Below are 25,789 nucleotides of genomic sequence, written 5' to 3' on the forward strand. Positions count from 1 at the left end.
CGCATTTTGCACGACTTCCCGGGGCGTTACGCGTCCTGTGAGCGAGCCCGCAATGGCCGCGCTGCCAGCAGCGCGCGACGAAGACAGCCATGGCCACGGCCATAGCGAGGGCATGCTCAAGCTCGCCGTGGGCGCAATCGGCATCGTCTTCGGCGATATCGGCACCAGTCCGCTATACGCTTTCCGCGAGACCTTCGCGGGCCACCACAAGCTGACGCTCGACCCCGCGCACATCATGGGCGTGATCAGCCTGATGTTCTGGTCGATGATGATCGTGGTGACGATCAAATATGTCGTGATCATCATGCGGGCCGACAACAAGGGCGAAGGCGGCAGCCTGGCGCTGCTCGCGCTCGTCTCGGGTCGCACCAAGAGCAAGCGCTGGTCCGCCGGCATCATCCTGCTCGGCGTGTTCGCGACGTCGCTGTTCTACGGCGACAGCATGATCACGCCTGCGGTGACGGTGCTCGGCGCGGTCGAAGGCCTGGCGATCGCCGCGCCCGCCTTTACCAACCTTGTGCTGCCGATCGTGATCGCGATCCTGATTGCGCTGTTCTGGGTGCAGAAGAGCGGAACCGCGCGGATCGGGCTGGTGTTCGGGCCGATCATGCTGGTGTATTTTACCGTCATCGCCGTGCTCGGCCTGCTCAGCGTCGCCAAGACGCCCGGCGTGCTGTGGGCGCTGTCGCCGCATTATGCGGTGGAGTTCTTCCTGATTGACCCCGTCCGCGCCTTCCTGGCGCTGGGATCGGTGGTGCTCGCCGTCACTGGCGCCGAGGCGCTCTATGCCGACATGGGGCATTTCGGGCGCAGGCCGATCGGCCTGTCATGGCTGGTGTTCGTGCTGCCGGCGCTGATGTGCAACTATATGGGGCAGGGGGCGCTGCTGTTCCGCGAGGGCAGCGCCGCGCTGCGCAGTCCGTTCTACATGCTGGCGCCGGACAATCTCCAGCTGCCGCTGGTGCTGCTGGCGACAATGGCGGCGATCATCGCCAGCCAGGCGGTGATCTCGGGCGCCTTCTCGGTAACGCAGCAGGCAATCCAGCTCGGCTTCATGCCGCGGCTGCGGATCGAGCATACCAGCGCCGCAACCGCGGGGCAGATCTACATCCCGCTGGTCAATTGGGCGCTGATGACGATGGTCATCCTGCTCGTGCTGTTCTTCCGCACCTCGTCCAACCTCACCTCGGCCTATGGCATTGCGGTGACGGGCGCGATGTTCATCGATTCGTGCCTGCTGGGCGTGGCGCTGACCCGGTTGTGGAACTGGCCGCGCTACGCCGCTTATCCGCTGCTCGCGGTGTTCTTCCTGGTCGATGGCGCCTATTTCACCGCCAATCTCACCAAGGTGCCTGACGGTGGCTGGTTCCCGCTGCTGGTCGGACTGATCATCTTCACCTTCCTCACCACCTGGTCGAAGGGGCGCAAGCTGATGATGGAGCGGCTCCACGAGGCAGCGATGCCGATCAAGGTGTTCATCACCTCGGCCGCGAGCTCAGCGAGCCGGGTGCCGGGTACCGCGGTGTTCATGACGTCGGCGTCGGACGGTGTGCCGCACGCGCTGCTGCACAACCTCAAGCACAACAAGGTGCTCCACGAGCGGGTGATCCTGCTCACCGTCAAGATCGTCGGCCAGCCTTACTGGCCCGAGGCCGAGCGCGCCGACCGCCAGCCGATGGGCGAGGGCTTCTACCGCCTGGTGCTGCGCTACGGCTTCATGGAGGAGGTGGACGTGCCCGCTGCGCTGCATCGCGTCCATGAATGCGGCAGCGACTTCAAGATGATGGACACCAGCTTCTTCCTGTCGCGGCAGACGCTGCTGCCGTCGGAGCGGCCCGGCATGATGATCTGGCGCGAGAAACTGTTCGCCTGGATGCTGCGCAACGCCGAGAGCGCGATGGAGTTCTTCCGCCTTCCTACCAATCGCGTGGTCGAACTCGGCAGCCAGGTGGAGATTTGACGTCGTCGCTGGGCGGCGGCGCGGCACCGATCATCGTCACCGCGCTGCTCGGGCGGCGCGATCAGGGCTGGTTCGATGCGCAGCGGGCAGAATTCTTCCCGCCCGAGCGCAACCAGCTCGCGGCGCACCTGACGATGTTCCACCATCTGCCGCCGTCGAGCGAGGCCGAGCTCAAGCACCGATTGGTGGAGGAGACGCGCGGAGTCCGCGCGCCGGTGGCGCGGGTCGGCGGGCTGATGTCGCTCGGGCGCGGGGTCGCCTATCGGATCGAGGCGCCGGGGCTCGTTGCCATCCGCCAAGCGCTCGCCGAGGCATTTACGGGGCTGCTGACGCCGCAGGACGCGGCGGGGTGGCGCCCGCACATCACCATCCAAAACAAGGTCCAGCCCGCCATCGCCAAGGTGCTGATGGCAACGCTGTCGCGCGATTTCGCCCCGCGCGACATCGAGATCGCAGGTCTTGCCACCTGGTGGTACCGCGGCGGGCCGTGGGAGCCGCTGTCTCGTCACATGTTCGCTTGACGATGCCATTGTTCCGCTCTTATAGGCGCCGCTCCCAATCGGTAGGGCGGAGTAGCTCAGCTGGTTAGAGCACGGGAATCATAATCCTGGGGTCGGGGGTTCAAGTCCCTCCTCCGCTACCATTGGGCTACCTTACCAGCGCGAACGCTTCGTCAATCTTTGTCGGTCATGGTGGGGCATCAGCCTCCGTGAGGCGTGGCAGAAGACGGGGCATGGCGTACCACTTTCCCAACGAACGGCGCAGGATCGAGCGCCGCCAGCATCCGAGCCCGGCTTACGCCGGCCCGGAGCGCCGCCTCGCCGATCGCCGCAACACCGAGGTGAAGCTGGTCCGTGACAAGCAACCGATCAACCGCACGCTGCTGTGGGTGGCGGTGCTCACCGTCCTCGTTGTCGTCGATGCGAGCTGCCTTGATGGCTATTATCGGCACCAGTTCCTCAGCTGGTTCAACGGCCTGTTCGACGGCATCCGCTATTGGTCCGCCCATCTGTGGGGCTGGGAGCGCTAGGCGAAGGCCGCAAAGGGATCGTTGAGCACCAGGATCGAATCGCCACGGGCCAGCGCAGCGAGGGTGAGGCCGTGCTCGCGGGCGTGATCGATCGCCGTGCTGGTGGGGGCCGAGATGCCGACGAGCATCGGCGTCGCCGCGACCAGCGCCTTGTCGACCATCTCGAAGCTGATCCGCGAGGTTACGATAATGAAGTCGCTGCCGCCGGCGTCGCCGCGCTGCGCCAGGGTGCCGACTAGCTTGTCCAGCGCATTGTGGCGGCCGACGTCTTCGCAGGCGGCGAGGATCGCGCCCTCGTCGTCGCACGCCGCCGCGGCATGGACGGCGCCGGTGAGCGCATTGAGCGGCTGGTGGGCGCGCAGGCCGCCTAGTGCGGCAAACAGCGCGGAAGGCCTGGCTAGGGGCGCGGCGGGCATCGTCGCGACGGGGCGGCGCAGCTGCTCGAGCCCCGAGATGCCGCACAGGCCGCAGCTGGAGTCGCTGGTGCGGTGGCGGACGCGGTCGTGGATGCGGCCGGCGCAGCGCGGCGCGAGGACGACGCGGACGATCCAGCCGGCCTCGGCCTCGAACGGCTCGACCGCGACGACGTCGGCGGCGCTATCCGCCAGCCGCTCGGTGAGCATGAAGCCGATCGCGAACACCTCGAGATCAACGGGGGTCATCATCATCACCGCGTAGCCGAGGCCATCCACCTCGATCGCGACCGGCGCCTCGACCGCGACCTCGCGGGTGCCGGGCGTGGCGCTGCCATCGGGGCGGAGGATGAGGGTCTGTTCGTGGCGGGTAGGCGTCATAGCGCCGACAGGTCGGCCGGCGTGTTGATGTTGGCAAGGGGGACGGACGAGGCGATCGGGATGGCGCCTATCATAAGGGCCCAGCGGCGCACCGAGCGATCCTCGCCGCGGTCGAGGTGGGCGAGGAGCTGGGCACCGACCGCGGCGTGCCAGTGGCCGATCACCGGGGCGTCGGCGCAATAGGCCGGCGCGCGGCGGAGCAGGGCCTCGACCAGCGCGGGGGGCACGCCCGGCATGTCGCAGGGCAAGGTGAGGACGCTGGCGAAGCCGTGATCGGCGGCATAGTCGAGCGCCGCTGCGATGCCGCCGAGCGGGCCGAGGCCGGGCGCGGGCAGATCGGGGATGCCTTCAGCGCGCCCGACGATCACCACCGCGTCGGCGCTAACTTCGCTAACCTCACGCATATGCGCCAACAGCGACCGACCCTGAAATAGGGCAGCAGCCTTGTCGGAACCGAAACGGCTCGAGCGGCCGCCGGCGAGGATGGCCGCGAGGATCAGGCCGACTTCTCCACCCGCACCGGCACGGATTTCGCTGCGGGAACATGGCTTTCCACGGCGTGGTGAGCAACCGGTATGAGGATGTTGCATTCGGGATAATAGGCGCCAATGCAGCCGGCGGGGATGTCGTAGGGCACCACCAGCAGCCCGGACACGCGCCGCTCGCCATTGTCGCCGGCGTCGCCGACCAGATCGACCTTGTCATGCCCGGCGAGGCCCATGCGGGCCATGTCGGCGCGGTTCATCAGCACCACGTCGCGGGTGCCGTTGATGCCGCGGAAGCGATCCGAATAGCCGTAGATGGTGGTGTTGAACTGATCGTTGGAGCGTAGCGTCATCAGTCGGAAACGGCCGGCGGATTCGGCAAAGCCGGTGGCGTTCAGCGCCTTGGGGATGTTGATCTCCGCCTTGCCGCTTTCGGTGAGCCACTGGCGGTGCGACGCCTCGACACCCTTCCAGAAGCCGCCCGGGGTCCACATCCGTTCGTTGAAGCGGGAGAATTTGTCCGGATAGGTGATCTCGATCGCGTCGCGGATCACGCCATAATCGGCGACCCAGGCATCCCAGTCGAGCTTGGGATTGGGCGCGAGCGTCGCCTTGGCGATACCCGCCAGGATCGCCGGTTCGGACAGGAGCGTCTCCGCCGCGGGTGTCGCGCGGCCGCGCGAGCCGTAGATGCGGCTGAACGAATCCTCCATCGTCACCGCCTGGGCGCCGGCGGCCTGCTCGTCGGTCTCGATGCGGCCGAGGCAGGGCAGCAGATAGCAGGTCTTGCCGGGCAGCAGATGGGTGCGGTTGAGCTTGGTGGCGATGGTGACGGTGAGATCGAGATCGCGCCAGGCGGGCTCGATCTCGGCAGTATCGGGCACCGCGCGGGCGAGGTTGCCGCCGAGGCCGATATAAGCCTGAGCCTCGCGCTTGACGATCGCCTCGCATGCCGCGACCGTGTCCCAGCCCTTGTCGCGCGGCGGCTCGAAGCCGAACTGCTCGGCGATCCGGTCTAGCGGCACCAGCTCGGGCTTTTCGGTGATGCCGACGGTGCGCTGGCCCTGGACGTTGGAGTGGCCGCGGACCGGGCCCATGCCGGCACCCGGCTTGCCGATGTTGCCACGCAGCAGCATCATGTTGACCAGCATGTGGACGTTGTCGATTCCGCCGACATGCTGGGTGAGACCCATGCCATAGACCGCGATCACCCGCTGCGAACGGGCATAGACCGCGCCCGCCGCTTCGAGGTCGGCGCGGGCGAGGCCGCTCTCGCGCTCGATCTCGGTCCAGCTGGTCGCGCGCGCCTTGGCGGCGAAGGCGTCGAAGCCCTTGGTGTGCTCGACAAGGAAGGCGTGATCGAGCACCGCCGGCGCGTTGTTCTTGCGCGCCTTGTCATCGGCTTCGATCACGAACTTGCAGATGCCCATCAGCGCGGCGATGTCGCCGCCAGCCTTTACCTGATGATATTGGCTGGCGATCGGGGTGGACTTGCCGGTCGCCATCTCGAGCGGGTTCTGCGGATCGGTGAAGCGCTCGAGCCCACGCTCCTTGAGCGGGTTGAACACGACGATCTCAACGCCGCGTTTGGCGCAGCTGCGCAGCGGGTGGAGGAAGCGCGGGCTGTTGACGCCCGGATTCTGGCCGAAATAGAAGATCGCATCACATTCGTCGTAGTCGGCGAGATGGATGGTGCCGACCGGCGAACCGATCGCCGACTTGAGACCGACCGAGGTGGTCTCGTGGCACATGTTGGACGAATCCGGCAGATTCTGGCTGCCGTACATCCTCGCCATCAGCCCCCACATGTACGAGGTCTCGAGGCTGGCGCGGCCCGAGGCGTAGAACACCACCTTCTTGGGATCGTAGGTCTTGAGATGCGCGCCGATGTCGGCAAACGCTTCTTCCCAGCTTACCGCAACATAGCGATCGCTGCTCGCATCATATCTGAGCGGATGAGTGAGCCGCCCGGCCTGTTCGAGATCATAATCCTTCCAAGTGCGCAGCTCGGTGACGGTATGCTCGGCGAAGAAGGCCGGGGTGTTGCGATAGCTGGTCAGCTCCCAGGCGGTCGCCTTGGCGCCATTCTCGCAGAATTCGGCGATGTGCGGGTGCGCGGGTTTGCCCCAGGCGCAGCTCACGCACATGAAGCCGCCCGGCTTGTTCTGGCGGGTGAGTTCGCGCGCGGTTTCGGGCCCGACCTTCTCGCGGATGCTGATTTCCGCGACCGACTTCATCGATCCCCAGCCGCCTGCTGGTCCGGTATATGGTTCGATATCGATCTTGTCGGTCACACTTTACCCTCCGCTGGCAGGTCAACGCGGTGCCCCAGATTTCGATGCAGCGGCAACAGATTTAGCGACGGTTCAAATTCGCGTCCTCATCACCTAGATCAGGGGTGATTCTTCCTTCGTCCGTTCGTCACCCCGTCCACCACAAGGCCGTCCCATGACCACCCACTCGACCCGCATGCTCATCCTCGGCTCCGGCCCGGCCGGTCTGTCCGCCGCCATCTACGGCGCGCGCGCCGGGATGAACCCGATCGTGGTGCAGGGCATCCAGCCGGGCGGGCAGCTCACCACCACCACCGATGTCGAAAATTACCCGGGGTTTGCCGAGGTGATCCAGGGGCCGTGGCTGATGGAGCAGATGCAACGCCAAGCCGAGCATGTCGGCACGCGGATGATGTGGGACACGATCGTCGAGGTCGATCTGTCGCGGCGGCCGTTCCGGCTGATCGGCGACGGCGGCGACGTTTACGAGGGCGAGGTGCTGGTGATCGCCACCGGTGCGCAGGCCAAGTGGCTGGGGATCGACAGCGAGGAGCCGATGAAGGGCAAGGGCGTCTCCGCCTGCGCGACCTGCGACGGCTTCTTCTATCGCGGCAAGAAGGTGGCGGTGATCGGCGGCGGCAACACCGCGGTGGAGGAGGCGCTGTACCTCACCAACCATTCGCCCGACGTGACCCTGATCCACCGGCGCGACAGCCTACGCGCCGAGCGGATCCTGCAGGAGCGGCTGCACGCCCATCCGGGGATCACCGTGTTGTGGAACAAGGAAGTGCGTGCATTCGTGGACGGCGGCGGCACGTCGGGGCTGGTGGCGCTGGAGCTCGAGGACACGGTGACCGGCGAGCATAGCCGGCTGGACGTCGACGGCGGCTTCGTCGCGATCGGGCACCATCCCGCGACCGAGCTGTTCCGTGGCCATCTCGATCTCGACAGCGACGGCTATGTCGCGGTGGAGACGGGATCGACGCGGACCAGCGTGCCGGGCGTATTCGCCTGTGGCGACGTCGCCGACAAGGTGTATCGTCAGGCGGTAACCGCGGCGGCGACCGGGTGCATGGCGGCACTGGACGCCGAGCGCTTCCTGGCGGCGGCGGAATTTGCCGAGCTGGCCGAGGCGGCTGAATAGGCTTCTGGATTTGATGATCGCGCGAAGGCGCGATGGCGCGAAGAAAGGGATGCAGGGCGCCATCGTCACGTCGGTGCAAGTCGGGGTGACGTTGGAGAGTGGGACTGCCTGTCGGCGTGAGCGAGCGTTTCAGAGAAGAAGGTGGTTCGCGCGGAGGCGCGGAGGGGCCTTGCGGGCGCGCTTGTCCCTTCGTCACGCGGGACTTGTTCCGGAGTCTTCCGGGGCCTCGCGCTGCAAATCCCTTGAAGGCGGAGTAGACGCCGGAACAAGTCCGGCGTGACGAGGCATGTGGTGGCCGGCTGGTTCGAATCTCCGCGGAGCGGTTCGAGCTCGGCTGGCGGATCGGGCAACGGCTGATGCTGGCGCCGCATCGTCGCGCCTCCGCGTCTCCGCGCGAACATCCTTTTTGTTGATCCGAACGGCGTGCGGCGGGAGATCCCAGCGTTCGCTGGGATGACGGTTAGGCGGTGGCTGTCAGGGCGGCTGTTATGGCGGCTTGCACTTGGTGCTGGTCGGCTTCGCGGGCGAAGCTGTGGGAATCTGTGTCGATGATCGTCGTTCTGGTCGACGCGCCGGTGGCCGCGGCCTGGTAGGCGATTGCGGTGGCGTCGCCCGCGGCGAGTAGGATGCGCGCCTGGTCGCCCCAGTCAGCGATGGCTTGGGTGACACGCCTGGCAAGGTCATCGGGTTGCAACGGGGTGGTAGCCAGTTTCTTCAAGCCTTTGACCAATTTCGCTAAATCGATCTTGCCGCTGATCAGGCGCCGCCAGGTGGCGGGGTCGCGCAGGCGCTCGCGGTAGCGGGCGCGGATCGCGGCGGCGGGGGGGAGATCGTCGGGCTGGTCGATCACCCAGGGGTTGGCGAGAAGCAGCCTGTCGACGCCGGCGTCGCGGCCGAACAAGGCGAGGGTGCTGGCGGCGTCGCAATTGCCGAAGCCGAGCAGCGTATCGAGCTGCGGCGCCTCGGCGCGAAAGGCGGCGGCGGCGGCGATCAGGTCGGCCCGGGCACCGAGGAAGCCACGATTGTCACCGGTCGAATCGCCGATGCCACGGCGGTCGTAGCGGAACACCGGATGGCCCGCGGCGGCGATGCGCTCGGCGAGCAGCGCCATGCCGCGGTGGGCGCCGATCCGGGGCTCGTTGCCGCCCGAGACGATCAGCAGGCCGGTGCGGCCGGCGGCGGGATCGAGCGTGGCGATCAGCGTCTCGCGCTCGCACGGAAAGGCGATCAGGCGTCGCATGCGGCGAGCCACTGGGCGATGTCGTCGGTGAGCAGAGCGGCAAGCGCGGGGTCGTCACCGGGTTCGGCGCGGCGCCACAGCGGGGCGGCGTCGATCCTGCGGTCAGCGGGCGCGGGGTCGGTGGCGAGGCGGATCACGCGGCGGGGGACGCCGGGCTGGTCGAACGGTGTTGCGCCGGCGAAGGACGCGAGCAGCGGCGCGGACAGGCGGTTGCCCGCGATCTCGATCGGCCCGGCGCCCGGGTCCATCATCGCCTCGGCGCCGCCGCGATGGCCGGCGGCCTGCCAGACGCGCCGCAGCTCGCGGAGCAGCTCGTCGCCGGTTTGCGGGCTGAACCGCCAGCGGCCGCCGAGCCGGGCCCGAGTATCGAGCAGCGCGCCGCTGCGGATGCCGAGCGTATAGACCTGGCTACCTTCGGCGCCGCAGCGATCGGCCAGCGCCGCGACAGCCTCGGTCATCGCCGTACCAGTCAACGCGGCGAGCGGCACGAGGCTTTCGCCTTGCCCCGGCAGATCGGGCAGCAGGCTGGCGATGCCGCGGTCGGCCAGTTTGCGCAGCAGGCCGACGGTGAAGGTGCGGGTGCGGTTGGCTTCCTCGAACAGCGGCAGCAGCGCGATCACCACCGGCCCATGATCGGGGCCGAACCGCAGCAGCGTCTCGCGGCCGCCGGGCCAGTCATAGTGATCGAAGCGCGGCGCCATGCCGGGCGGAGGCTAGACCAGCGCCTTGCCCGCGGCAAATGCGACCAGCGCGCCGAACGTCTCGAGCATGTCGCCATCAACCTCATCATCCTCGATCAGGATGCCGAGCCGGTCCTCGATCTCGGTGAGGACGCCGGCGACCGCCATCGAATCGAGCTCGGGCAATGCGCCGAACAGCGGCGTCGCCGCGGTAAAGGCGGCGGTGCGCTCGGGGGAGAGGCCGAGCACGTCCGCGAGCACCGCGCGGACGGTCTGATCGACCTGGTTCATGCCTTCGGGGAGCAAATCGGGGCCTCGTCGGGATCCATGGTTGTGCGTCGCGATAATCGCCGGGGGTGAATTCGGCAACGGGGAGGCGCTATGAGGGGGCGATGATCAGCCTCGACCCACAGCCCTGTCCGATCGATCACGTCCTGCGCGGCGCGCCCGACGCCGTGGCATTGGTCGATCGTGCAGGGGACTGGCGCTTCGCCGAGGTTGAGGCGGCGGTGACGGCGGCGGCAGCATGGCTGGCGGCTCAGGGGCTGGCGCCGGGTGCGCGGGTGGCGAGCTGGCTGCCCAAGACGCGGCTGGCGTGCGTGATGCCGCTCGCCGCGGCGCGGGCAGGGTTTGTCCATGTGCCGATCAACCCGGCGCTGAGGCGCGCGCAGGTGGCGCATATCCTCGCCGACAGCGGCGCCGCGCTGCTGGTGACGCAAGGATCGCGAGCGACGACGCTCGATCCTGTCGACGTGTCGACAACGAGGGTGGTGGACGAGCGCGCGGTGCCGCTCGCGGGGGCGGGGCCGGGGCGATCGGCGGCAGATCCGGACGATCTGGCGGCGATCCTCTATACCTCGGGATCGACCGGGCGGCCCAAGGGGGTGATGCTGAGCCACGCCAATCTGTGGCTGGGGGCGATCGCGGTGGCGCATTATCTGGCGCTGGAGCCGGACGATCGCGTGCTCGGCGTGCTGCCGCTAAGCTTCGATTATGGGCAGAACCAGTTGTTCTCGACCTGGGCAGCGGGGGCGGCGGTGGCGCCGCTCGATTATCTCACCGCGCGCGACGTGGTGAAGGCGGTCGACCGGGTCGGGGCGACGACGCTCGCCGGGGTGCCGCCCTTGTGGGTGCAGTTGCTCGAGGCGGATTGGCCGGCGGCGACCGCGGCGCGGCTGCGGCGGTTGACCAATTCGGGGGGCGCGCTGACGCCGCGGCTGGTGCGCGGGCTGCGCGACCGGTTTGCCGAGGCGCGGCTGTTCGCGATGTACGGGCTGACCGAGGCGTTCCGCTCGACCTATCTCGATCCCGCGCTGATCGATGCCCATCCGCAAGCGATGGGGCGCGCGATCCCCTTTGCCGAGGTGATGGCGGTGGCGGCGGACGGCCGCCGCGCGGTGGGGGTGCCGGGCGAGCTGGTCCATGCCGGGCCGCTGGTGGCACAGGGCTATTGGCGCGACTCCGAGCGTACGGCGCAGCGGTTTCGGCCGGCGCCCGATTGGGCCAGGAGCGGGGGCATGGCGGTGTGGTCAGGTGACACGGTGATCGAGGGCGCGGACGGGCTGTTCCGCTTCGTCGGGCGCGACGACGAGATGATCAAGTCGGCGGGCAACCGGATCAGCCCGCTCGAGGTGGAGGAAGCGGTGCTCGCCGGCGGCGAGGCGCGCGAGGCGGTGGCGGTGGGGGTCGCCGACGAGCGGCTTGGGCAGGCGATCGTGGTGGTGCTGGCGGGCGACCCGGCGGGTGAGGCGGCGCTGCGGGCGCGGTTGCGGGCGATGCTGCCGAGCTTCATGCAGCCGGCGCGCTATGCGTGGCGTGACAACCTGCCGCGCAACGCCAACGGCAAGCTCGATCGCGCCGGCATCCGCGCCGAGGTGACGGCATGAAGCCGATGGGACCGTTGCCGGCGGAATTCGCCGGCCAGCAGGGCGAGTTGGTGATCGCCGGGCGGCCGGCCAGCGCGTGGGCGGTGGAGACGCCGGTGTTCGTCTACGACCGCGCGATCATCGCGGCGCGGGTGGTGCGGTTCCGCGCGGCGTTCGCGGGGGTCGATCTGCATTATGCGATCAAGGCCAATCCGCTGCCGGCACTGCTCGCGGCAGTGGCGCCGTGGGTGGACGGACTCGATGTCGCCTCGGGTGGCGAGCTGGCAACGGCGCTGGCGGTGAAGCCGGCGAGCGCGATCAGCTTCGCCGGACCGGGCAAGCGCGACGACGAATTGCGCGCCGCGGTGGCGGCGGGGGCGACGCTCAACGTCGAATCGGAGGGCGAGGCGGCGCGGGCGATCGCGATCGGCGAGGCGCTGGGGACGGCGCCGCGGCTCGCGGTGCGGGTCAACCCCGATGTCGAGCTGCGCGGCTCGGGGATGAAGATGGGCGGGCGCCCGTCGCCATTCGGGGTGGACTCGGTGCGCGCCGCGGCGCTGGTACGGCGCATCGTGGCGGCGGGGGCGGACTGGCGGGGCTTCCACATCTATGCGGGCAGCCAGGCGCTCGACCCGCAGGCGATCATCGACACTCAAAGCGCGACGCTGGCGCTCGCCGCGCAGCTGGCCGACGAGGCCGGCGCGGCGCCGCCACTGGTCAACCTCGGTGGTGGCTTTGGCGTGCCCTATTTCGCCGGCGACGTCGCGCTCGACATCGAGCGGGTCGGCGCGGCGCTCGCCGACGCCTTGGCGTCGCGGCCCGCGGTGCTGGCGGATTGCCGGTTCGCAATCGAGCTCGGCCGCTGGCTGGTGGCGGAAGCGGGGGTGTATCTGACCCGGATCGTCGACCGAAAGGAGAGCGGCGGCGAGACCTTCCTCGTCACCGACGGTGGGCTCAACCACCAGCTCGCCGCGTCGGGCAATTTCGGCACGGTGGTGCGGCGCAACTACCCGCTCGCGCTTGCCGCACAGATGGGCGCGGCGGCGAGCGAGACGGTATCGGTGGTGGGACCGCTGTGCACGCCGCTCGACCGGCTCGGCGACCGCGTCGGGCTGCCGCACGGCGCGCCGGGCGATCTGGTCGCGGTGTTCCTGGCGGGGGCCTATGGCGCCTCGGCGAGCCCGGCGGCGTTCCTGGGGCATCCTCCGGCCGCGGAGATCATCGCCTAGGCAAGCCGTTCGCCCTGAGCTTGTCGAAGGGCATGAGTCTCACTGTGCTTCGACAGGCTCAGCACGAACGGGGGAATGAACGTCGGTTGTTAGTCGCGGCGTCCGGGCTGTCACAGCGTTCCTAACGCTATCTTCACCTCTCTTACCTCATACCTCCGGATCAAGCCAATCGTGCGCCTGCCGTTCGCGGCGCGCCGACAGGAGACTGACTATGCGTTCCGGGGTTGCCGTCCGTTCCCTCCTCATCGCCGGCCTGGCCGCGTCGACGCTGAGCGCGTGTGCGAGCGACGGCAATCGCCCGCAGCTGCCGCCCGCCACCTATGTCGCGAGCAAGGAGCAGCCCGGCGAGGAATATGTGATCGGGCCGCTCGACCAGCTCAACATCTTCGTGTGGCGCAACCCGGAACTATCGGCCAAGGTGCAGGTGCGCCCCGATGGCCGCATCACCACGCCGCTGATCAACGACATGCCCGCAGTCGGCAAGACGCCGTCGATGCTCGCCGCCGACATGAAGGCGGCGCTGGGCGACTATGTGAAGGACCCGATCGTCTCCGTCATCGTCGAGAATTTCTCCGGCACCTACAGCCAGCAGGTGCGGATCATCGGCGCGACCGAGAAGCCCGCCTCCATCCCGTACCGCGCCAACATGACGCTGCTCGACGCGATGATCGCGGTGGGCGGGCTCAACCAATATGCCGCTGGCAACAAGGCCAAATTGGTGCGCCACGATCGCAAGACCGGCGAGCAGCACGAATATCGGCTGCAGATCGCCGACCTGCTCAAGAAGGGCGACAGCAGCGCCAACGTCGGCCTGCAGCCCGGCGACGTGATCATCATCCCCGAATCGATGTTCTGAGGGGCCGCGGGGGTGAACGGCATTTACGATGAGGTGCGGCTCGCGCTGCACGCAATCTGGACGCGGCGCTGGCTGGCGCTGGGCGTCGCTTGGGGCGTGTGCGTGCTCGGCTGGTTCGTGGTGTCGCAGATGCCGAGCCGTTACGAATCGCGGGCGCGGGTGTTCGTGCAGATGCAGTCGCTGCTGCCCGCCTCGGTGGACGCGCCCGCGCAAAGCCAGCAGGACAATGTCGACACCATCCGGCAAACGCTGATCTCGGCGGTGAACCTGGAAAAGGTGGTGCGCGGCACCGATCTCGCCAACACCGTGTCGAGCGACCGCGATGTCGCCGACCGGGTGGCCGGGCTCGCCAATGCGATCAAGGTGGACAGCCAGCAGAACAACCTGTTCCAGATCACCACCACCGCCTCCAGCCCCAAGCTGGCGCGATCGATCACCCAGAAGCTGATCGACATCTTCGTCGAGCAGAATTTGGCCGGCGACCGCCGCCAGACCAGCCAGAGCCTGACCTTCCTCAACAAGCAGCTCGACGATCTCACCAAGCAGCTCGCCGACGCGGAGGCCAAGCGCGCCGACTTCCAGAATCGCTATCTCGGCTCGCTGCCGGGCACCGGATCGGTGAGCGATCGGATCGGCGCCTCGCGCAGCCAGATGGCGCAGGTCGACGGCGATCTTGCCGCGGCGCAATCGAGCCTCGCCGCGGTGCAGGGCCAGATGGCGGGCACCCAGCAGAGCATCGCCGGCGTCGGTGGGGCGGGCACGGCCGGCCCGGCCCGCGCGCGGCTGATCGCCATCCAGGGCCAGCTCGCCGATGCCCGCGCGCGTGGCTATACCGAGAACCATCCGGACGTGATCGCGCTCAAGAGCCAGCTGGTCGCGGCGCAGGCCGCCGCCCGCAGCGAGCCGCTGACCGGCGGCGGCGCCGGGGGCGGCTCGCCCAACCCGCTGTACCTGTCGCTGCAATCGATGGCGGCCGACAAGCAATCCGCGGTCGCCGCGCTGAAGATGCGCAAGGCGCAGCTGCAGGGCGATCTCGACCAGCTCAACGCCAAGCTTGCGGGCGACCCGCAGGTCGCTGCCGAGCAGGGCCAGATCGATCGCGACTATCAGGTGCTGAAAGACCAGTATGACACGCTGCTGACCCAGCGCCAGCAGATCGCGCTGCGTGGCGACGCGCAGAGCCAGACCGATACGGTGAAGTTCAGCGTGATCGACCCGCCGACGACCCCGCGCACGCCCACGGCACCCAACCGGATGCTGCTGCTCACCGGCGTGCTGATCGCCGGGGTCGCCGCCGGGATCGGCGCGGCGTTCGCGATGGGGCAGCTCCGCTCCACCTTCGCGACCGGCACCCGGCTCGAGCGCGCCACCGGCATGCCGGTGATCGGCTCGATCGGCGAGGTGGTGACGCGCGCGCAATCGGATCAGCGGGCCAAGCGGCTGAAGCTGTTCCTCGGCGGCGGCGCGGGCCTGGCGGCAGCCTATGTGCTGCTGCTGTTCGTCGAAGTGCTCCAGCGCGGCATGGCGGCGTGAGCGGGCAGCCGAGGACATGAACATGATGCCCAATCCCGCCCGCCCCGACCCCGCCAGCGGGGACTCGCTGCTCGAGCGTGCCGCCAGGATCTACGACCTTGGCGCGGCCGTGCGGCCGCAGCCGCCGATCCCGATCGAACCGGAGAAGATCCGCTTCATCCCGACGTTCGATGCGCCGGCCGAGCCGGACGACGCGCCGGTCTACGCGCCCGAGCCGATCGCCTGGACCGGCGAGGCGGACGCCGCGGCGGCGGTGAACGAGGATCCGACCTTCCTCGCTATCCCGCCCGAACTGCGCGCGCCGATCGGCCACGAGCTGCCCGACGCCTTCTACGACACACCCGAACTCACCGACATCGCGCATATCGATCGCGGCATGCTCGCCGAGGCGGGCATGATCGTGCCGGGCGCACCGGTGGGGCCGCTCGCCGAGGAGTTCCGGCTGATCAAGCGGCAGCTGCTGATCACCCGCGAGCGGGTTGCCGAGGGCGGCAGCCCGGACAAGGCGCGTACCGTGCTGGTGTGCTCGGCCAAGCCGGGCGACGGCAAGACCTTCTGCGCGGTCAATCTGGCGCTGTCGATGGCGGCCGAGCGCGATACCGAGGTGCTGCTGGTCGACGCCGATTTCGCCAAGCCCGACGTGCTCGATCAGCTCGGCATCGCCGAGACGCCGGGGCTGCTCGATGCGCTGAGCGACAGCCACCTCGATGTCGAATCGCTGGTGATCCGCACCGACGTCGGCGGGCTCTCGATCCTGCCGGCGGGCACCAAGACCGCGACCGACACCGAATTGCTCGCCTCGGCGCGGACCCGCGCGGTGATCGCGCGGCTGCTCGAGGCCAATCCGCGCCGCATCGTGATCTTCGATTCGCCGCCGGCGCTGGCGGCGTCGCCCGCCTCGGTGCTGGCAATGCTGGTCGGCCAGGTGCTGCTGGTGGTGCGCGCCGATCGCACGCCGGAAAGCGAGCTGCGCCAGGCGGTGCATCAACTCGACGGGTGCGAGCATATCGCACTCGTGCTCAACGCAGTGTCGTTCGTGCCGGGGGGGCAACGGTTCGGCACCTATTATGGCCAGGAGATCGACAGATGATCCGTGCCTTGATCCGGGGCGGCGCGGGGGGCGCCGTGCTGGGTGTCGCCGCGCTGGGGGGGGCACCTGCCACCGCGCAGAGCAGTCGCGTCACCGCGACGCCTTATATCGAGGTGGGGCAGATCCTCGACGCCGACCTCACCAACGGCGATGTGCTGACCTATTCGACGGTGGCGGCCGGGATCGACCTGTCGGCAAGCACGCGGCGCGTCGATGGGCAGCTGTCCTACCGCTACGAGCGGCAGATCTCGTGGGATAAGGATGTCGGCGACAGCGACGTCCATACCGGCTTGACGCGCGTGGCCGCGACAGTGGCACCCGGGCTGACGCTGGAAGCCGGCGGGCTCGCGACGCGGACGCGCAGCGACATCCGCGGCGCGGCGCCGGGCGTGCTGACCGGCAACAACGACAACATCAGCCAGGTCTATGCGGTCTATGCCGGGCCGAGCTACGCCACCCGCGCGGGGCCGCTGGCGATCGCGGCGAGCTATCAGGCCGGCTACACCAAGGTGGAGCAGCCGAGCTATACGGCGGTGCCTGCAGGGCAGGTGCGCCTCGACAATTACGATCACTCGTTCGGCCAGGTCGCGGGCGTGAGCGTCGGCGTTCAGCCGGGGCAGGTGGCGCCGATCGGCGCCACCGCCAGCGCCGGCTGGGAGCGCGAGGACGCCGGTCAGCTCGACGGCCGTTACCAGGGCTATCACGTCCGCGGCGATGTGCTCGCGCCGGTTTCCGCCAATGTCGCGCTCACCGCGGGTGTCGGCTATGAGAAGATCGAGACGAGCGAGCGCTCTGCGCTGGTGGCGGCCGATGGCACGCCGGTGCTGGGCAATGATGGCCGCTACGTTACCGACAAGGCATCGCCGCGGCAGATCGCCTATCGCACCGATGGCGTCTATTACGACGCCGGCGTAGTGTGGCGGCCCAATCACCGGACCTCGGCGGAGGCGCATGTCGGCCGGCGTTACGGCTCGTGGAGCTATACCGGGACGATCGCCTATCAGGCGAGCCAGTCGGTGGGGTTCACCGCGCAGGTCTATGACCAGGTGACGACGTTCGGCCAGCAGCTGCGCGCCGGGCTCGCCAACCTGCCGACCAGCTTCATCGCCGCGCGCGACGCCTTCACCCAGCAGTATAACGGCTGCGTGTTCGCGACCAGCGGTGCGGCGCCGGGCGGCTGCCTCAACGACGTGTTCCAGTCGATTTCGACGGCGAGCTATCGCGCCCGCGGGGTGGATGCCTTGCTGTCGGCGACGCGCGGGCGGACGACGTTCGGCGGCGGCGTCGGCTATGCCAACCGCAAGCTGTTCAACCGCGACGACGTGCCCGGTGTGCTGCTCTACGGCATCGAGGACGAGAGCTATTATGGCGAGCTGTTCTACAATCGCAGCCTGACCGCGCGGTCGTCGTTGGACGGCAATCTCTTCGTCAATTACTATCAATCGGGTATCGCCGACACCGATGGCGTGTGGTCGTACGGCGGCACCGCCAGCTACGGGCGCAGCTTCGGACGCGTCACCACCACCGCCTCGGCGGGCGTGTATGCGTTCGACATCGGCGATCTGGATACCCAATGGTCGGCGCAGGCGTTGCTCGCCGCGCGTTATTCATTCTGAGGGCGGCTCATGTACGATAATCATTATGGACTGAGCGGCCGGCCGTTCCAGCTGACCCCGGATGCCAAATTCTGGTATGAGACGGCGACGCACCGCAAGGCGATGGCCTATCTCGGCTATGGCCTGGCGCAGGGTGAGGGCTTTATCGTCATCACCGGCGATATCGGCGCGGGCAAGACCACGCTGATGGGGCACCTCACCGACGGCATCGATCCTGCGCATCTCAACGTCATCCAGATCGTCTCCACCGCGATCGAGGCAGACGACCTGCTGCGGATCGTCGCCACCGGCCTCGCGGTGGATCCCAAGGGGCTCGCCAAGGCGCAATTGCTCACCGCGATCGAGCGCGGCCTCCACGCGGTGGCGCGTAGCGCGCGGCGCACGCTGCTGATCGTCGACGAGGCGCAGGCGCTGCCGGTCTCGGCGCTCGAGGAGCTGCGGATGCTCTCCAATTTCCAGGCCGGCGGCCATGCGCTGCTGCAGATCGTGCTGCTCGGCCAGCCCGAGTTCCGCGACCGGCTGCATGGCTCGGACCGGCTCGAGCAATTGCGCCAGCGGGTGATCGCGATCCACCATCTCGATCCGATGGAGGAGCATGAGGTGGCCGACTACATCGCCCACCGGCTGTCGATCGTCGGCTGGCAAGGGCGGCCGGACTTCGCGGTGGATGCGTTCGAGGCGCTGTATCGCGGCTCGGGCGGCGTGCCGCGGCGGCTCAACCTGCTTGCCGGCCGGGTGATGCTGCATGCCGCGATCGAGGATCTCGACCTGATCGATGCCCGCGTGGTGCGCGCGGTGCTGCGCGATCTCGCGGCGGACCTGCCGCTGGTGACGATCGAGGCGGACGCCGGGGAAGCGGCACCGCTGCCGATCGCCGCGGCCGAACCTGTCGGGGATGAGGAGCCGCGCCGCTTCACCCCGCGCACCGACCGCTGGCTCAACATCGTCAACAACGACGCGCCCGAGCCGCAGCCTGACCCCGAGCCGGCGTCGGTGCCCGAGCCGTCGGCGATCGACCGCGACCGGCTCGAGGCGCTCGAGGCGCGGGTCGACGAGCAGGATGCGGCGCTGCGCCGGGTGCTGACGCTGCTGGTGGACTGGGTGGAATCGGATCGCACCGATGCCGCGGGGATCGCCGACCAGACCGATTATGCGCCGATCCGGCGGGGCACCGCCTGGGGCGATGCGGCCTGATCCGGTGAGCAGCGCTGCGGCGGCAAACGCCCGCCTTCTCAACGGCATGTCGGTGGACGTGGAGGACTGGTTCCAGGTCGGCGCGTTCGAACGCGTGATCGACATGGGCGACTGGGACCGGCTGCCCGCGCGGGTGGAGCAGAACAGCGATGCGGTGCTGGCGCTGTTTGCCGAGAGCGGGGTCAAGGCGACCTTCTTCACGCTCGGCTGGGTGGCGCATCGCTACCCCGCGCTGATTCGGCGCATCGCCGATGCCGGCCATGAGATCGCCAGCCACGGCTGGGATCACCAGCGCGTGTTCACCATGGACGCCGCGACCTTCCGCGCCGATCTGCTGCGTGCCCGCACCGCGCTGGAGGATGCCGGCGGCCAGGCGGTGACCGGCTATCGCGCGCCGAGCTTCTCGATCGACACCCGTACCCCGTTCGCGCATGCCGAGCTCGCCGCGGCGGGCTATGCCTATTCGTCGAGCGTCGCGCCGGTGCGGCACGACCATTATGGCTGGCGCGAGGCGCCGCGCTATGCGTTCCGCCCGCTCGCCGACAGCGCGCTGGTCGAACTGCCGGTGACGGTAGCGAAGATCGGGCAGAAGCACCTCGCCACCGGCGGCGGCTTCTTCCGGCTGCTGCCCGCGGCGCTGACCGATTTTGCGGTGCGCCAGGTGAACGGCGCCGGCCACGGCGCCGTGTTCTATTTCCACCCCTGGGAGATCGATCCCGATCAGCCGCGGGTCGCGGCGGCGCCGCTGCGCTCGAAGATCCGCCACTATTCCCGGCTCGGCGCGATGGCGGGCAAGCTGCGCGGGCTGATCGCCCGGCACGACTGGGGCCGGGTGGATGCGGTGGTCGCGCGCGAGGCGGCGGCGCTGCCGTGACCCATCTCCTGACGGTGCGGGACGCCGACCTCGCCGACGCGCGCGACAGCGCGGCGATCGACGCGTTCGTGCGCGGCCAGGCCGATGCGACGCCGTTCCACCTGCCGGGATGGAGCCGCGGCGTGCAGGCGGGCAGCGGCCAGCGCGCGCATTATCTGGTCGCCGAAGGGGCGGGGCGGATCACGGGCGTGCTGCCGCTCACCGCGATGCGTTCGCCGCTGTTCGGCAAGGCGCTGGTCTCGGCGGCGTTCGCGGTGGATGGCGGGATCCTCGGCGCGGGCGCTGAGCCGCTCGCCGCTGCGGCCTGGGCGCTGGCCGAAAGGCTTGGCTGCCCCGAGGTCGAGCTGCGCGGCGGCGCCGCGCCGGAAGGCTGGGCGACCGACGACCGATCCTATCTGGGCTTCGTCCGCGCGCTGGCCGCCGACGACGAGGCCGAGTTGCTCGCGATCCCCCGCAAGCAGCGTGCCGAGGTGCGCCGGGCGCTGGGGTTCGACCTCGAGGTCGCGACCGGCGCCGATGCACACGCCTACGCCGAGCATCACCGGGTCTACGCCGAATCGGTGCGCAACCTCGGCACGCCGGTCTTCCCCGCCAGGCTGCTGCGCGCGGTCGCCGGGGAGCTGGACGCCGACGTGCTCACCGTGCGCCACGGCGGCGAGGCCGTGGCGAGCGTGCTCAGCCTGTATTTCAATGGCACCGTCTATCCCTACTGGGGCGGTGGCACCGCGGCGGCGCGGGGCTTGCGCGCCAACGACCGGATGTATTTCGCGCTGATGGCGCACGCCCGCGCGCGCGGCTGCACGCGGTTCGACTTCGGGCGATCGAAGACCGGCACCGGCGCGGCGGCGTTCAAGAAGAATTGGGGGTTCGCACCCGAGCCGCGGCGCTACGCCAAGCGCAGCGACGGGCCGGTGCGCGAGGTCAATCCGCTCAACCCCAAATATGCACTGATGGTGCGCACATGGCAGCGGTTGCCGTTGCCGATCGCCAACCTCGTCGGGCCATGGATATCTCGGGGCCTGGGGTGATGGACATCCTGTTCCTCGCCCATCGTACCCCGTTCCCGCCCGACCGCGGCGACAAGATCCGCAGCTTCAACATCCTTCGCCATCTCGCCGGCACGGCCCGGGTCCATCTGGTCGCGTTCGGCGAGGAAGCGGCGGATCTGACGCCCCCGCCGGCGTTCAGCGAGCTGTTGGCGAGCTGCACCATCGTGCCGCGCGGCAAATCGCGGGCGGTCGCGGCGATGGAAGCGCTGGCCAGAGGAAAGCCGGTGTCGCTCACCGCTTTTGCGGCGCCGGCGCTGCGGCGCGCGGTGAACGCGGTGCTCGCCGGGCATGCGATCGACGCGATCTACTGTTTCTCGGGGCAGATGGCGCAATATCTTCCCGTCATCGGCCCGCCGGTAGTGATGGACTTCGTCGACGTGGATTCGGCCAAGTTCGCCGGTTATGCGAGCCGCGGCCTGCCGCCGCTGCGCTGGCTCATGCGGCGCGAGGCGCGGCTGCTCGGCGCGTTCGAACGCCAGATGGCCACCCGGGTGGCTGCCAGCCTGCTGGTCAGCGAGGCGGAGGCGGCGCTGTTTTGCGCGGCTGGCGCCGACGGGCGAATCCTCGCGGTCGAGAACGGCATCGACGCCGGGCAGTACGATCCCGCGCGTGTCACCGCACTACCCGAAGCAGGGTCGGGCCGCGGGCCGCTGATCGTCTTCACCGGGCAGATGGATTACCCGCCCAATATCGAGGCGGTGCGCTGGTTCGCGACGACGGTACTGCCGCGGCTGGTGGCGCGGCATCCGGACCTGCGGCTCGCGATCGTCGGCCGCGCGCCGACCGCGGCGGTGACGGCGCTCGCCGGCGCTCAGGTGGTGGTGACCGGGGCGGTGGACGATGTCCGGCCGTGGCTTGCAGCGGCGACGGTGTGCGTCGCACCGCTACAGCAGGCCCGCGGGATCCAGAACAAGGTGCTCGAGGCGATGGCGATGGCGCGGCCGGTGGTCGCCTCGGCCGCGGCGGCGGAGGGGATCGACCATGGCGGGACGATCCGGGTGGCCGCCGATGCCGAGGCACAGGTCGCGGCGATCGAGGTGTTGCTGGGAGACCCACTTGGCGCGGCGGCGCTGGGCGCAGCGGCGCGGGCGCGGGTGCTGGCGCGCTATGACTGGGCGGCTAGGTTGGCGCCGCTGGATAGGGTGTTGGCCGAGATTGCCGGCGGGGGCGGGGCGAATGGCTGATCTGGCTTCATCCGCACAAATCTTCGTCATCCCGGCTAAGGCTGGGATCTTTGGCATTGGGGCGGGACAGGAGCCGCTAGAGATCCCAGCGTGCGCTGGGATGACGGATGGTGGTACCATTCCCTTGAACCCCTTGGTCATCCCAGCGCAAGCTGGGATCTTCGGCTGTGAGGGCGGGAAAGGAGCCGCGGGAGACGCCGGCTTTTGCTGGGGGGACCTGATGCAGCCGTTATTGCCCGTGGCCCTGGATCCCGGGTCGAGCCCGGGATGACGGATGTTGCTGCAAAAGGTTGGCGCCTGCATGGCGCGGCGCTGGCGGTGGCCGTGGCAGCGATCCTGCTGGTGTTCCGCGCCGATGTGGCGCGGCTGGTCGGCATCTGGTGGACCAGCACCACCTTCGGCCACTGCCTGTTCATCGGGCCGGTGATCGCCTGGCTTGTGTGGCAGCGGCGGGACGAGCTTGACCAACTAAGCCCGACTGCGTGGGGGCCGGGACTGGCGCTGGTCGCGGTGGGAGCGGCGTGCTGGCTGATGGGCGACGCCGGCTCGGTAAGCTTCGCGCGGCAGCTCGGGCTGGTGGTGATGCTGCAGGGCGCGGCCGTGACGCTGCTCGGCCCGCATGTCGCCCGCGCGCTCGCGTTTCCGCTCGGTTATGCCTTGCTGCTGGTGCCGTTCGGCGAGGAACTGGAGCCGCCGCTCCAGGCGGTGACGGTCGCACTGGTGATGCCGATGCTCCACCTCGTCGGCGTGCCAGCCGCATCGAACGGCGTGCTGATCCATGCGGGCCGCTTTTTCTTCGAGGTTGCGGAGGCCTGTTCGGGCGCCAAATTCGTGATCGCGATGGTCGCGTTCGGGCTGCTGGTGGCGAACGTCTGCTTCATCTCGTGGCGGCGGCGCGCGCTGTTCATGGTTGCGGCTGTTATCGTGCCCGTCCTTGCCAATGCGCTGCGGGCGTTCGCGACCATCTATGCCGCCAATCTCACCAGCGTCGAGGCGGCGACCGGCTTCGACCATATCGTCTACGGCTGGATCTTCTTCGGGCTGGTGATGGCGGCGGTGCTGGCGATCGGCTGGCGCTGGTTCGATCGCGCCCCCGATGCACCGGCGTTCGACCCTGCGGCGTTGCCGCCGCCGCGGCGTGGCCGACTGCCGCTCGCCGCGGCGCTGGGGCTGACGATCGTGGTGATCGCGATGGCGCCGGGGTGGAGCGGACTGGTCGCGGGGCGCGCCGCGGCGTTGCCGGCGCATATCGAACTGCCCGCGGTGAAGGGGTGGACGCGCGCGCCGCTCAGCACGGTGGCACCGTGGCAGCCCTATTATCCGGGTGCCGATCATTACCTGTTCGGCCGCTACAGCGATGGCCCCAACGCCGTGGATGTCGCGATCGCGGTCTATGGCAGCCAGCGCGAAGGCAAGAAGCTGGCCGCGTTCGGCACCGGCGTGTTGCGCGAGGAGGATCGCTGGGTGCGGGTTGCGGACGAGCCGGCAATCCGGGGTGGATCGGCAATGCGGATCACCGCGCCGGGGCCGGTGGAGCGCGTGGTCGCGACATGGTATTGCGTCGGTGATCTGGTGACGGCGGACGAGCGATTGGTGAAGATCGAGACGATGAAGGCAAGGCTGCTCGGCGGTCCGCAGCGTGCGGTCGCGATCCATCTGTCCGCCGAGGCGGGGCCGGGGCGCGATCCGCGCGGGGCGATCGAGCGGCTGCTTGCCGCGATCGGCCCGGTCGACGCGCTCGCCGATCGCGCCGCGGGCCTGCGCTAAATGTGCGGCATCGCCGGGATTTTCCATCCCGCAACCCCCAAGCCGGTCGACCCCAACCGCATCGCGGCGATGATCGCCGCCCTCTCGCATCGCGGGCCCGATGGCGACGGCATCTTCACCGCGCCCGGCGTCGGGCTGGGGCATCGCCGGCTGTCGATCATCGATCTTGAGGGCTCGCCGCAGCCGATGCAGGCGGGCGGGCTCACCGTAACCTACAATGGCGAGATCTACAATTTCGCCGACCTCCGCGCCGAGCTCGAGCGCAAGGGCGCACGCTTCAACACCGCCGGCGACACCGAGGTGCTGCTGCATGGCTGGCGCGCGTGGGGCCCGGGCTTGCTCGATCGGCTCAACGGCATGTTCGCCTTCGCGCTGCACGACGCCGATGCGGCGACGCTGTTCCTCGCGCGCGACCGGATGGGCGTGAAGCCGCTCCATTACGTTGAGCTGTCCGACGGCAGCCTGGCGTTCGCGTCGGAATTGAAGGGGCTGCTCGCGCACCCGCTGCTGCGCCGGGTGCCCGATCTCACCGCGGTCGAGGATTATCTCGCCTTTGGCTATGTGCCCGACGATGCCTGCCTGGTCGCCGGGGTGCGCAAGCTCGCCGCGGGTCATTTCCTGCTGGTGGAGCGCGGCCGGCCGGTGCCGAGGCAGCGGCAATGGTGGGACGTGAGCTTCGCGGACCGCGCAAGCGGGTCGGCCAAGGCGCTCGGCGAGCAGTTGATCGGCCATCTGCGCGATGGCGTTCGCAGCCGGATGGTCGCGGACGTGCCGCTCGGTGCGTTCCTATCGGGCGGGGTGGACAGCTCGGCGGTGGTCGCGCTGATGGCCGAGGCGAGCCCCAAGGCGGTGAAGACCTGCACGATCGGCTTCGACGAGGCGGGGCATGACGAGCGCGCGCATGCCGATGCGGTGGCGCGGCGTTTCGCCACCGATCATCACGAACGGGTGGTCTCTCCGCACGACTTCGGGCTGATCGACACGCTGGTGCATCATTTCGACGAGCCGTTCGCCGACGCCTCGGCGCTCGCCACCTATCGCGTCTCGGCGCTGGCGCGCGAGAGCGTGACGGTGGCGCTGTCCGGCGACGGTGCCGACGAGGCGATGGCAGGCTATCGCCGCTACAAGTTCCAGGCGGCGGAAGAGCGGGTGCGCGGGCTGCTGCCGACCGAGCTGCGCCGCTCGACCTTTGGCGCGCTCGGGCGGTGGTATCCCAAGGCGGATTGGGCACCGCGGCCGCTGCGCGCCAAATCGACGTTCCAGGCGCTCGCTGCCGATGGCGACGAGGCCTATGCGATGGCGGTGGGGGTTACCGCGCCGGCGATGCGCCGGCGGCTGTTCTCGCCCGAGGCGCGCACCGCGCTTGGCGGGCATCGCGCCGAGGACCGCTATGTCGCGGCGATGCGCGCGGCGCCGGCGCGCGATGCGCTCGACCGCGCGCAATATGCCGACATGAAGATCTGGCTGCCGGGCGACATCCTCACCAAGGTCGACCGGACCAGCATGGCGGTGAGCCTGGAGGCGCGCGAGCCGCTGCTCGATCACCGTCTGGTGGAATATTGCGCGACGCTGCCGGCGGCGATGCGGCTGCGCCATGGCGAGGGCAAGTGGCTGATGAAGCGCGCGCTACAGCCCTATCTCCCGCGCGAGATCCTCTACCGGCCCAAGATGGGGTTCGTGACGCCGATCAGTGCCTGGTTCCGCGGCCCGCTCGCCGAGGCAGCCGCGGGGATGGGGCGATCGCGGCTGCTGGCGGATACCGGCTGGTTCGACCAGGGCGCGCTGGCGACGCTGGCGGCCGACCACCGCGCCGGTCGCGCCGAGCATGGCCGCACCCTGTGGCAGTTCACCATGCTCGAGCGCAGTCTCAGGCGATTGTTTGGTTAACTTTCCGTCAGGCTGGGGGCGGCAGTACCGTCATCGTTC

At 69.2% G+C, this 25,789-nt stretch carries 22 protein-coding genes and 1 tRNA gene; 17 read left to right on the forward strand and 6 right to left on the reverse strand.

The window, feature by feature from the left end; genetic code table 11:
• Positions 1 to 52 precede the first annotated feature (52 nt).
• The 4 genes from AC07M8_RS03090 (at position 53) to AC07M8_RS03105 (ending at position 2,990) form a co-directional block, all read left to right on the forward strand.
• Complete coding sequence (locus AC07M8_RS03090; RefSeq protein ID WP_267397290.1) at positions 53 to 1,960, forward strand: potassium transporter Kup; 1,908 nt, start codon at positions 53 to 55, stop codon at positions 1,958 to 1,960.
• Complete coding sequence (locus tag AC07M8_RS03095) at positions 1,957 to 2,481, forward strand: 2'-5' RNA ligase family protein (protein WP_495172935.1); 525 nt, start codon at positions 1,957 to 1,959, stop codon at positions 2,479 to 2,481. The genes AC07M8_RS03090 and AC07M8_RS03095 overlap by 4 nt, the downstream gene beginning before the upstream one ends.
• Positions 2,482 to 2,526: 45 nt before the next feature.
• Positions 2,527 to 2,603 (forward strand) — tRNA-Met (locus AC07M8_RS03100).
• A gap of 90 nt (positions 2,604 to 2,693) precedes the next feature.
• On the forward strand, positions 2,694 to 2,990 hold the full coding sequence (locus AC07M8_RS03105; RefSeq protein ID WP_495172936.1) for a hypothetical protein: 297 nt from the start codon (positions 2,694 to 2,696) through the stop codon (positions 2,988 to 2,990).
• Here AC07M8_RS03105 and fdhD read toward each other — a convergent pair.
• Genes fdhD through AC07M8_RS03120 form a run of 3 tightly spaced genes read right to left on the reverse strand, consistent with a single transcriptional unit; the run spans position 2,987 to position 6,563 of the window.
• Positions 2,987 to 3,784, reverse strand: a complete 798-nt coding sequence (gene fdhD, locus AC07M8_RS03110; protein WP_495172937.1) for a formate dehydrogenase accessory sulfurtransferase FdhD — start codon at positions 3,782 to 3,784, stop codon at positions 2,987 to 2,989. The two genes, AC07M8_RS03105 and fdhD, sit on opposite strands and share 4 nt — an antisense overlap.
• Positions 3,781 to 4,314, reverse strand: a complete 534-nt coding sequence (gene mobA, locus AC07M8_RS03115) for a molybdenum cofactor guanylyltransferase (protein WP_495173136.1) — start codon at positions 4,312 to 4,314, stop codon at positions 3,781 to 3,783. The genes fdhD and mobA overlap by 4 nt, the downstream gene beginning before the upstream one ends.
• Positions 4,281 to 6,563, reverse strand: a complete 2,283-nt coding sequence (locus AC07M8_RS03120; RefSeq protein ID WP_495172938.1) for an FdhF/YdeP family oxidoreductase — start codon at positions 6,561 to 6,563, stop codon at positions 4,281 to 4,283. Before AC07M8_RS03120 ends, mobA begins: the two co-directional genes overlap by 34 nt.
• Before the next feature lie 154 nt (positions 6,564 to 6,717).
• Here AC07M8_RS03120 and trxB point away from each other — a divergent pair, with 154 nt between their 5' ends.
• Positions 6,718 to 7,686 carry a thioredoxin-disulfide reductase gene (trxB, locus tag AC07M8_RS03125; RefSeq protein WP_495172939.1) on the forward strand — a complete coding sequence of 323 codons (969 nt, stop codon included), beginning with the start codon at positions 6,718 to 6,720 and terminating at the stop codon, positions 7,684 to 7,686.
• Positions 7,687 to 8,146: 460 nt separating this feature from the next.
• Here trxB and AC07M8_RS03130 read toward each other — a convergent pair whose 3' ends face one another.
• Genes AC07M8_RS03130 through AC07M8_RS03140 form a run of 3 tightly spaced genes read right to left on the reverse strand, consistent with a single transcriptional unit; the run spans position 8,147 to position 9,897 of the window.
• Positions 8,147 to 8,926, reverse strand: a complete 780-nt coding sequence (locus tag AC07M8_RS03130) for a hydrolase 1, exosortase A system-associated (RefSeq protein ID WP_495172940.1) — start codon at positions 8,924 to 8,926, stop codon at positions 8,147 to 8,149.
• Positions 8,914 to 9,627 carry a hypothetical protein gene (locus tag AC07M8_RS03135; RefSeq protein ID WP_495172941.1) on the reverse strand — a complete coding sequence of 238 codons (714 nt, stop codon included), beginning with the start codon at positions 9,625 to 9,627 and terminating at the stop codon, positions 8,914 to 8,916. Before AC07M8_RS03135 ends, AC07M8_RS03130 begins: the two co-directional genes overlap by 13 nt.
• A 12-nt stretch (positions 9,628 to 9,639) precedes the next feature.
• A complete protein-coding gene (locus tag AC07M8_RS03140) occupies positions 9,640 to 9,897 on the reverse strand; it encodes an acyl carrier protein (RefSeq protein WP_267397283.1) in 258 nt (85 codons plus the stop codon).
• Positions 9,898 to 9,998: 101 nt separating this feature from the next.
• Here AC07M8_RS03140 and AC07M8_RS03145 point away from each other — a divergent pair, with 101 nt between their 5' ends.
• The 12 genes from AC07M8_RS03145 (at position 9,999) to AC07M8_RS03200 (ending at position 25,750) form a co-directional block, all read left to right on the forward strand.
• Positions 9,999 to 11,492: an AMP-binding protein gene (locus tag AC07M8_RS03145; protein WP_495172942.1), complete on the forward strand. Its 1,494-nt coding sequence runs from the start codon at positions 9,999 to 10,001 to the stop codon at positions 11,490 to 11,492.
• A complete protein-coding gene (locus AC07M8_RS03150) occupies positions 11,489 to 12,700 on the forward strand; it encodes a pyridoxal-dependent decarboxylase, exosortase A system-associated (protein WP_495172943.1) in 1,212 nt (403 codons plus the stop codon). Before AC07M8_RS03145 ends, AC07M8_RS03150 begins: the two co-directional genes overlap by 4 nt.
• Before the next feature lie 211 nt (positions 12,701 to 12,911).
• A complete protein-coding gene (locus AC07M8_RS03155; RefSeq protein WP_495172944.1) occupies positions 12,912 to 13,556 on the forward strand; it encodes an XrtA/PEP-CTERM system exopolysaccharide export protein in 645 nt (214 codons plus the stop codon).
• A gap of 12 nt (positions 13,557 to 13,568) precedes the next feature.
• Positions 13,569 to 15,089 (forward strand): XrtA system polysaccharide chain length determinant, encoded by a 1,521-nt coding sequence (locus tag AC07M8_RS03160; protein WP_267414571.1) that lies wholly within the window; start codon positions 13,569 to 13,571, stop codon positions 15,087 to 15,089.
• Positions 15,090 to 15,114: 25 nt separating this feature from the next.
• Positions 15,115 to 16,179: an AAA family ATPase gene (locus tag AC07M8_RS03165; protein ID WP_495173137.1), complete on the forward strand. Its 1,065-nt coding sequence runs from the start codon at positions 15,115 to 15,117 to the stop codon at positions 16,177 to 16,179.
• The gene (locus tag AC07M8_RS03170) at positions 16,176 to 17,795 is read left to right on the forward strand and encodes a hypothetical protein (protein ID WP_495172945.1); all 1,620 of its coding nucleotides are present in this window, start codon (positions 16,176 to 16,178) and stop codon (positions 17,793 to 17,795) included. The genes AC07M8_RS03165 and AC07M8_RS03170 overlap by 4 nt, the downstream gene beginning before the upstream one ends.
• Before the next feature lie 9 nt (positions 17,796 to 17,804).
• Positions 17,805 to 18,989 carry an ExeA family protein gene (locus AC07M8_RS03175; protein WP_495172946.1) on the forward strand — a complete coding sequence of 395 codons (1,185 nt, stop codon included), beginning with the start codon at positions 17,805 to 17,807 and terminating at the stop codon, positions 18,987 to 18,989.
• A gap of 46 nt (positions 18,990 to 19,035) precedes the next feature.
• Positions 19,036 to 19,863, forward strand: a complete 828-nt coding sequence (locus AC07M8_RS03180; RefSeq protein WP_495173138.1) for an XrtA system polysaccharide deacetylase — start codon at positions 19,036 to 19,038, stop codon at positions 19,861 to 19,863.
• On the forward strand, positions 19,860 to 20,891 hold the full coding sequence (locus AC07M8_RS03185; protein WP_495172947.1) for a FemAB family XrtA/PEP-CTERM system-associated protein: 1,032 nt from the start codon (positions 19,860 to 19,862) through the stop codon (positions 20,889 to 20,891). The genes AC07M8_RS03180 and AC07M8_RS03185 overlap by 4 nt, the downstream gene beginning before the upstream one ends.
• A complete protein-coding gene (locus AC07M8_RS03190) occupies positions 20,867 to 22,096 on the forward strand; it encodes a TIGR03087 family PEP-CTERM/XrtA system glycosyltransferase (protein ID WP_495172948.1) in 1,230 nt (409 codons plus the stop codon). Before AC07M8_RS03185 ends, AC07M8_RS03190 begins: the two co-directional genes overlap by 25 nt.
• Before the next feature lie 267 nt (positions 22,097 to 22,363).
• Entirely contained in the window at positions 22,364 to 23,863 is a 1,500-nt protein-coding gene (xrtA, locus tag AC07M8_RS03195) for an exosortase A (RefSeq protein WP_495172949.1), read from the forward strand.
• Positions 23,864 to 25,750, forward strand: coding sequence for an XrtA/PEP-CTERM system amidotransferase (locus AC07M8_RS03200; RefSeq protein ID WP_495172950.1), 1,887 nt, complete (start codon positions 23,864 to 23,866; stop codon positions 25,748 to 25,750).
• The last annotated feature ends 39 nt before the right edge of the window (positions 25,751 to 25,789 follow it).

Source organism: Sphingomonas sp. GW821-FHT09E03 (genome assembly GCF_059416225.1).

Excerpts from the sequence above, each read along its gene's own strand:
- AC07M8_RS03090 (WP_267397290.1), top strand. The coding sequence starts at position 53 with ATGGCCGCGCTGCCAGCAGCGCGCGACGAAGACAGCCATGGCCACGGC.
- AC07M8_RS03105 (WP_495172936.1), top strand. The coding sequence starts at position 2,694 with ATGGCGTACCACTTTCCCAACGAACGGCGCAGGATCGAGCGCCGCCAG.
- fdhD (WP_495172937.1), bottom strand. The coding sequence starts at position 3,784 with ATGACGCCTACCCGCCACGAACAGACCCTCATCCTCCGCCCCGATGGC.
- trxB (WP_495172939.1), top strand. The coding sequence starts at position 6,718 with ATGACCACCCACTCGACCCGCATGCTCATCCTCGGCTCCGGCCCGGCC.
- AC07M8_RS03130 (WP_495172940.1), bottom strand. The coding sequence starts at position 8,926 with ATGCGACGCCTGATCGCCTTTCCGTGCGAGCGCGAGACGCTGATCGCC.
- AC07M8_RS03135 (WP_495172941.1), bottom strand. The coding sequence starts at position 9,627 with ATGGCGCCGCGCTTCGATCACTATGACTGGCCCGGCGGCCGCGAGACG.
- AC07M8_RS03140 (WP_267397283.1), bottom strand. The coding sequence starts at position 9,897 with ATGAACCAGGTCGATCAGACCGTCCGCGCGGTGCTCGCGGACGTGCTC.
- AC07M8_RS03145 (WP_495172942.1), top strand. The coding sequence starts at position 9,999 with ATGATCAGCCTCGACCCACAGCCCTGTCCGATCGATCACGTCCTGCGC.
- AC07M8_RS03150 (WP_495172943.1), top strand. The coding sequence starts at position 11,489 with ATGAAGCCGATGGGACCGTTGCCGGCGGAATTCGCCGGCCAGCAGGGC.
- AC07M8_RS03155 (WP_495172944.1), top strand. The coding sequence starts at position 12,912 with ATGCGTTCCGGGGTTGCCGTCCGTTCCCTCCTCATCGCCGGCCTGGCC.
- AC07M8_RS03165 (WP_495173137.1), top strand. The coding sequence starts at position 15,115 with ATGCCCAATCCCGCCCGCCCCGACCCCGCCAGCGGGGACTCGCTGCTC.
- AC07M8_RS03170 (WP_495172945.1), top strand. The coding sequence starts at position 16,176 with ATGATCCGTGCCTTGATCCGGGGCGGCGCGGGGGGCGCCGTGCTGGGT.
- AC07M8_RS03175 (WP_495172946.1), top strand. The coding sequence starts at position 17,805 with ATGTACGATAATCATTATGGACTGAGCGGCCGGCCGTTCCAGCTGACC.
- AC07M8_RS03180 (WP_495173138.1), top strand. The coding sequence starts at position 19,036 with ATGTCGGTGGACGTGGAGGACTGGTTCCAGGTCGGCGCGTTCGAACGC.
- AC07M8_RS03190 (WP_495172948.1), top strand. The coding sequence starts at position 20,867 with ATGGATATCTCGGGGCCTGGGGTGATGGACATCCTGTTCCTCGCCCAT.
- xrtA (WP_495172949.1), top strand. The coding sequence starts at position 22,364 with ATGACGGATGTTGCTGCAAAAGGTTGGCGCCTGCATGGCGCGGCGCTG.
- AC07M8_RS03200 (WP_495172950.1), top strand. The coding sequence starts at position 23,864 with ATGTGCGGCATCGCCGGGATTTTCCATCCCGCAACCCCCAAGCCGGTC.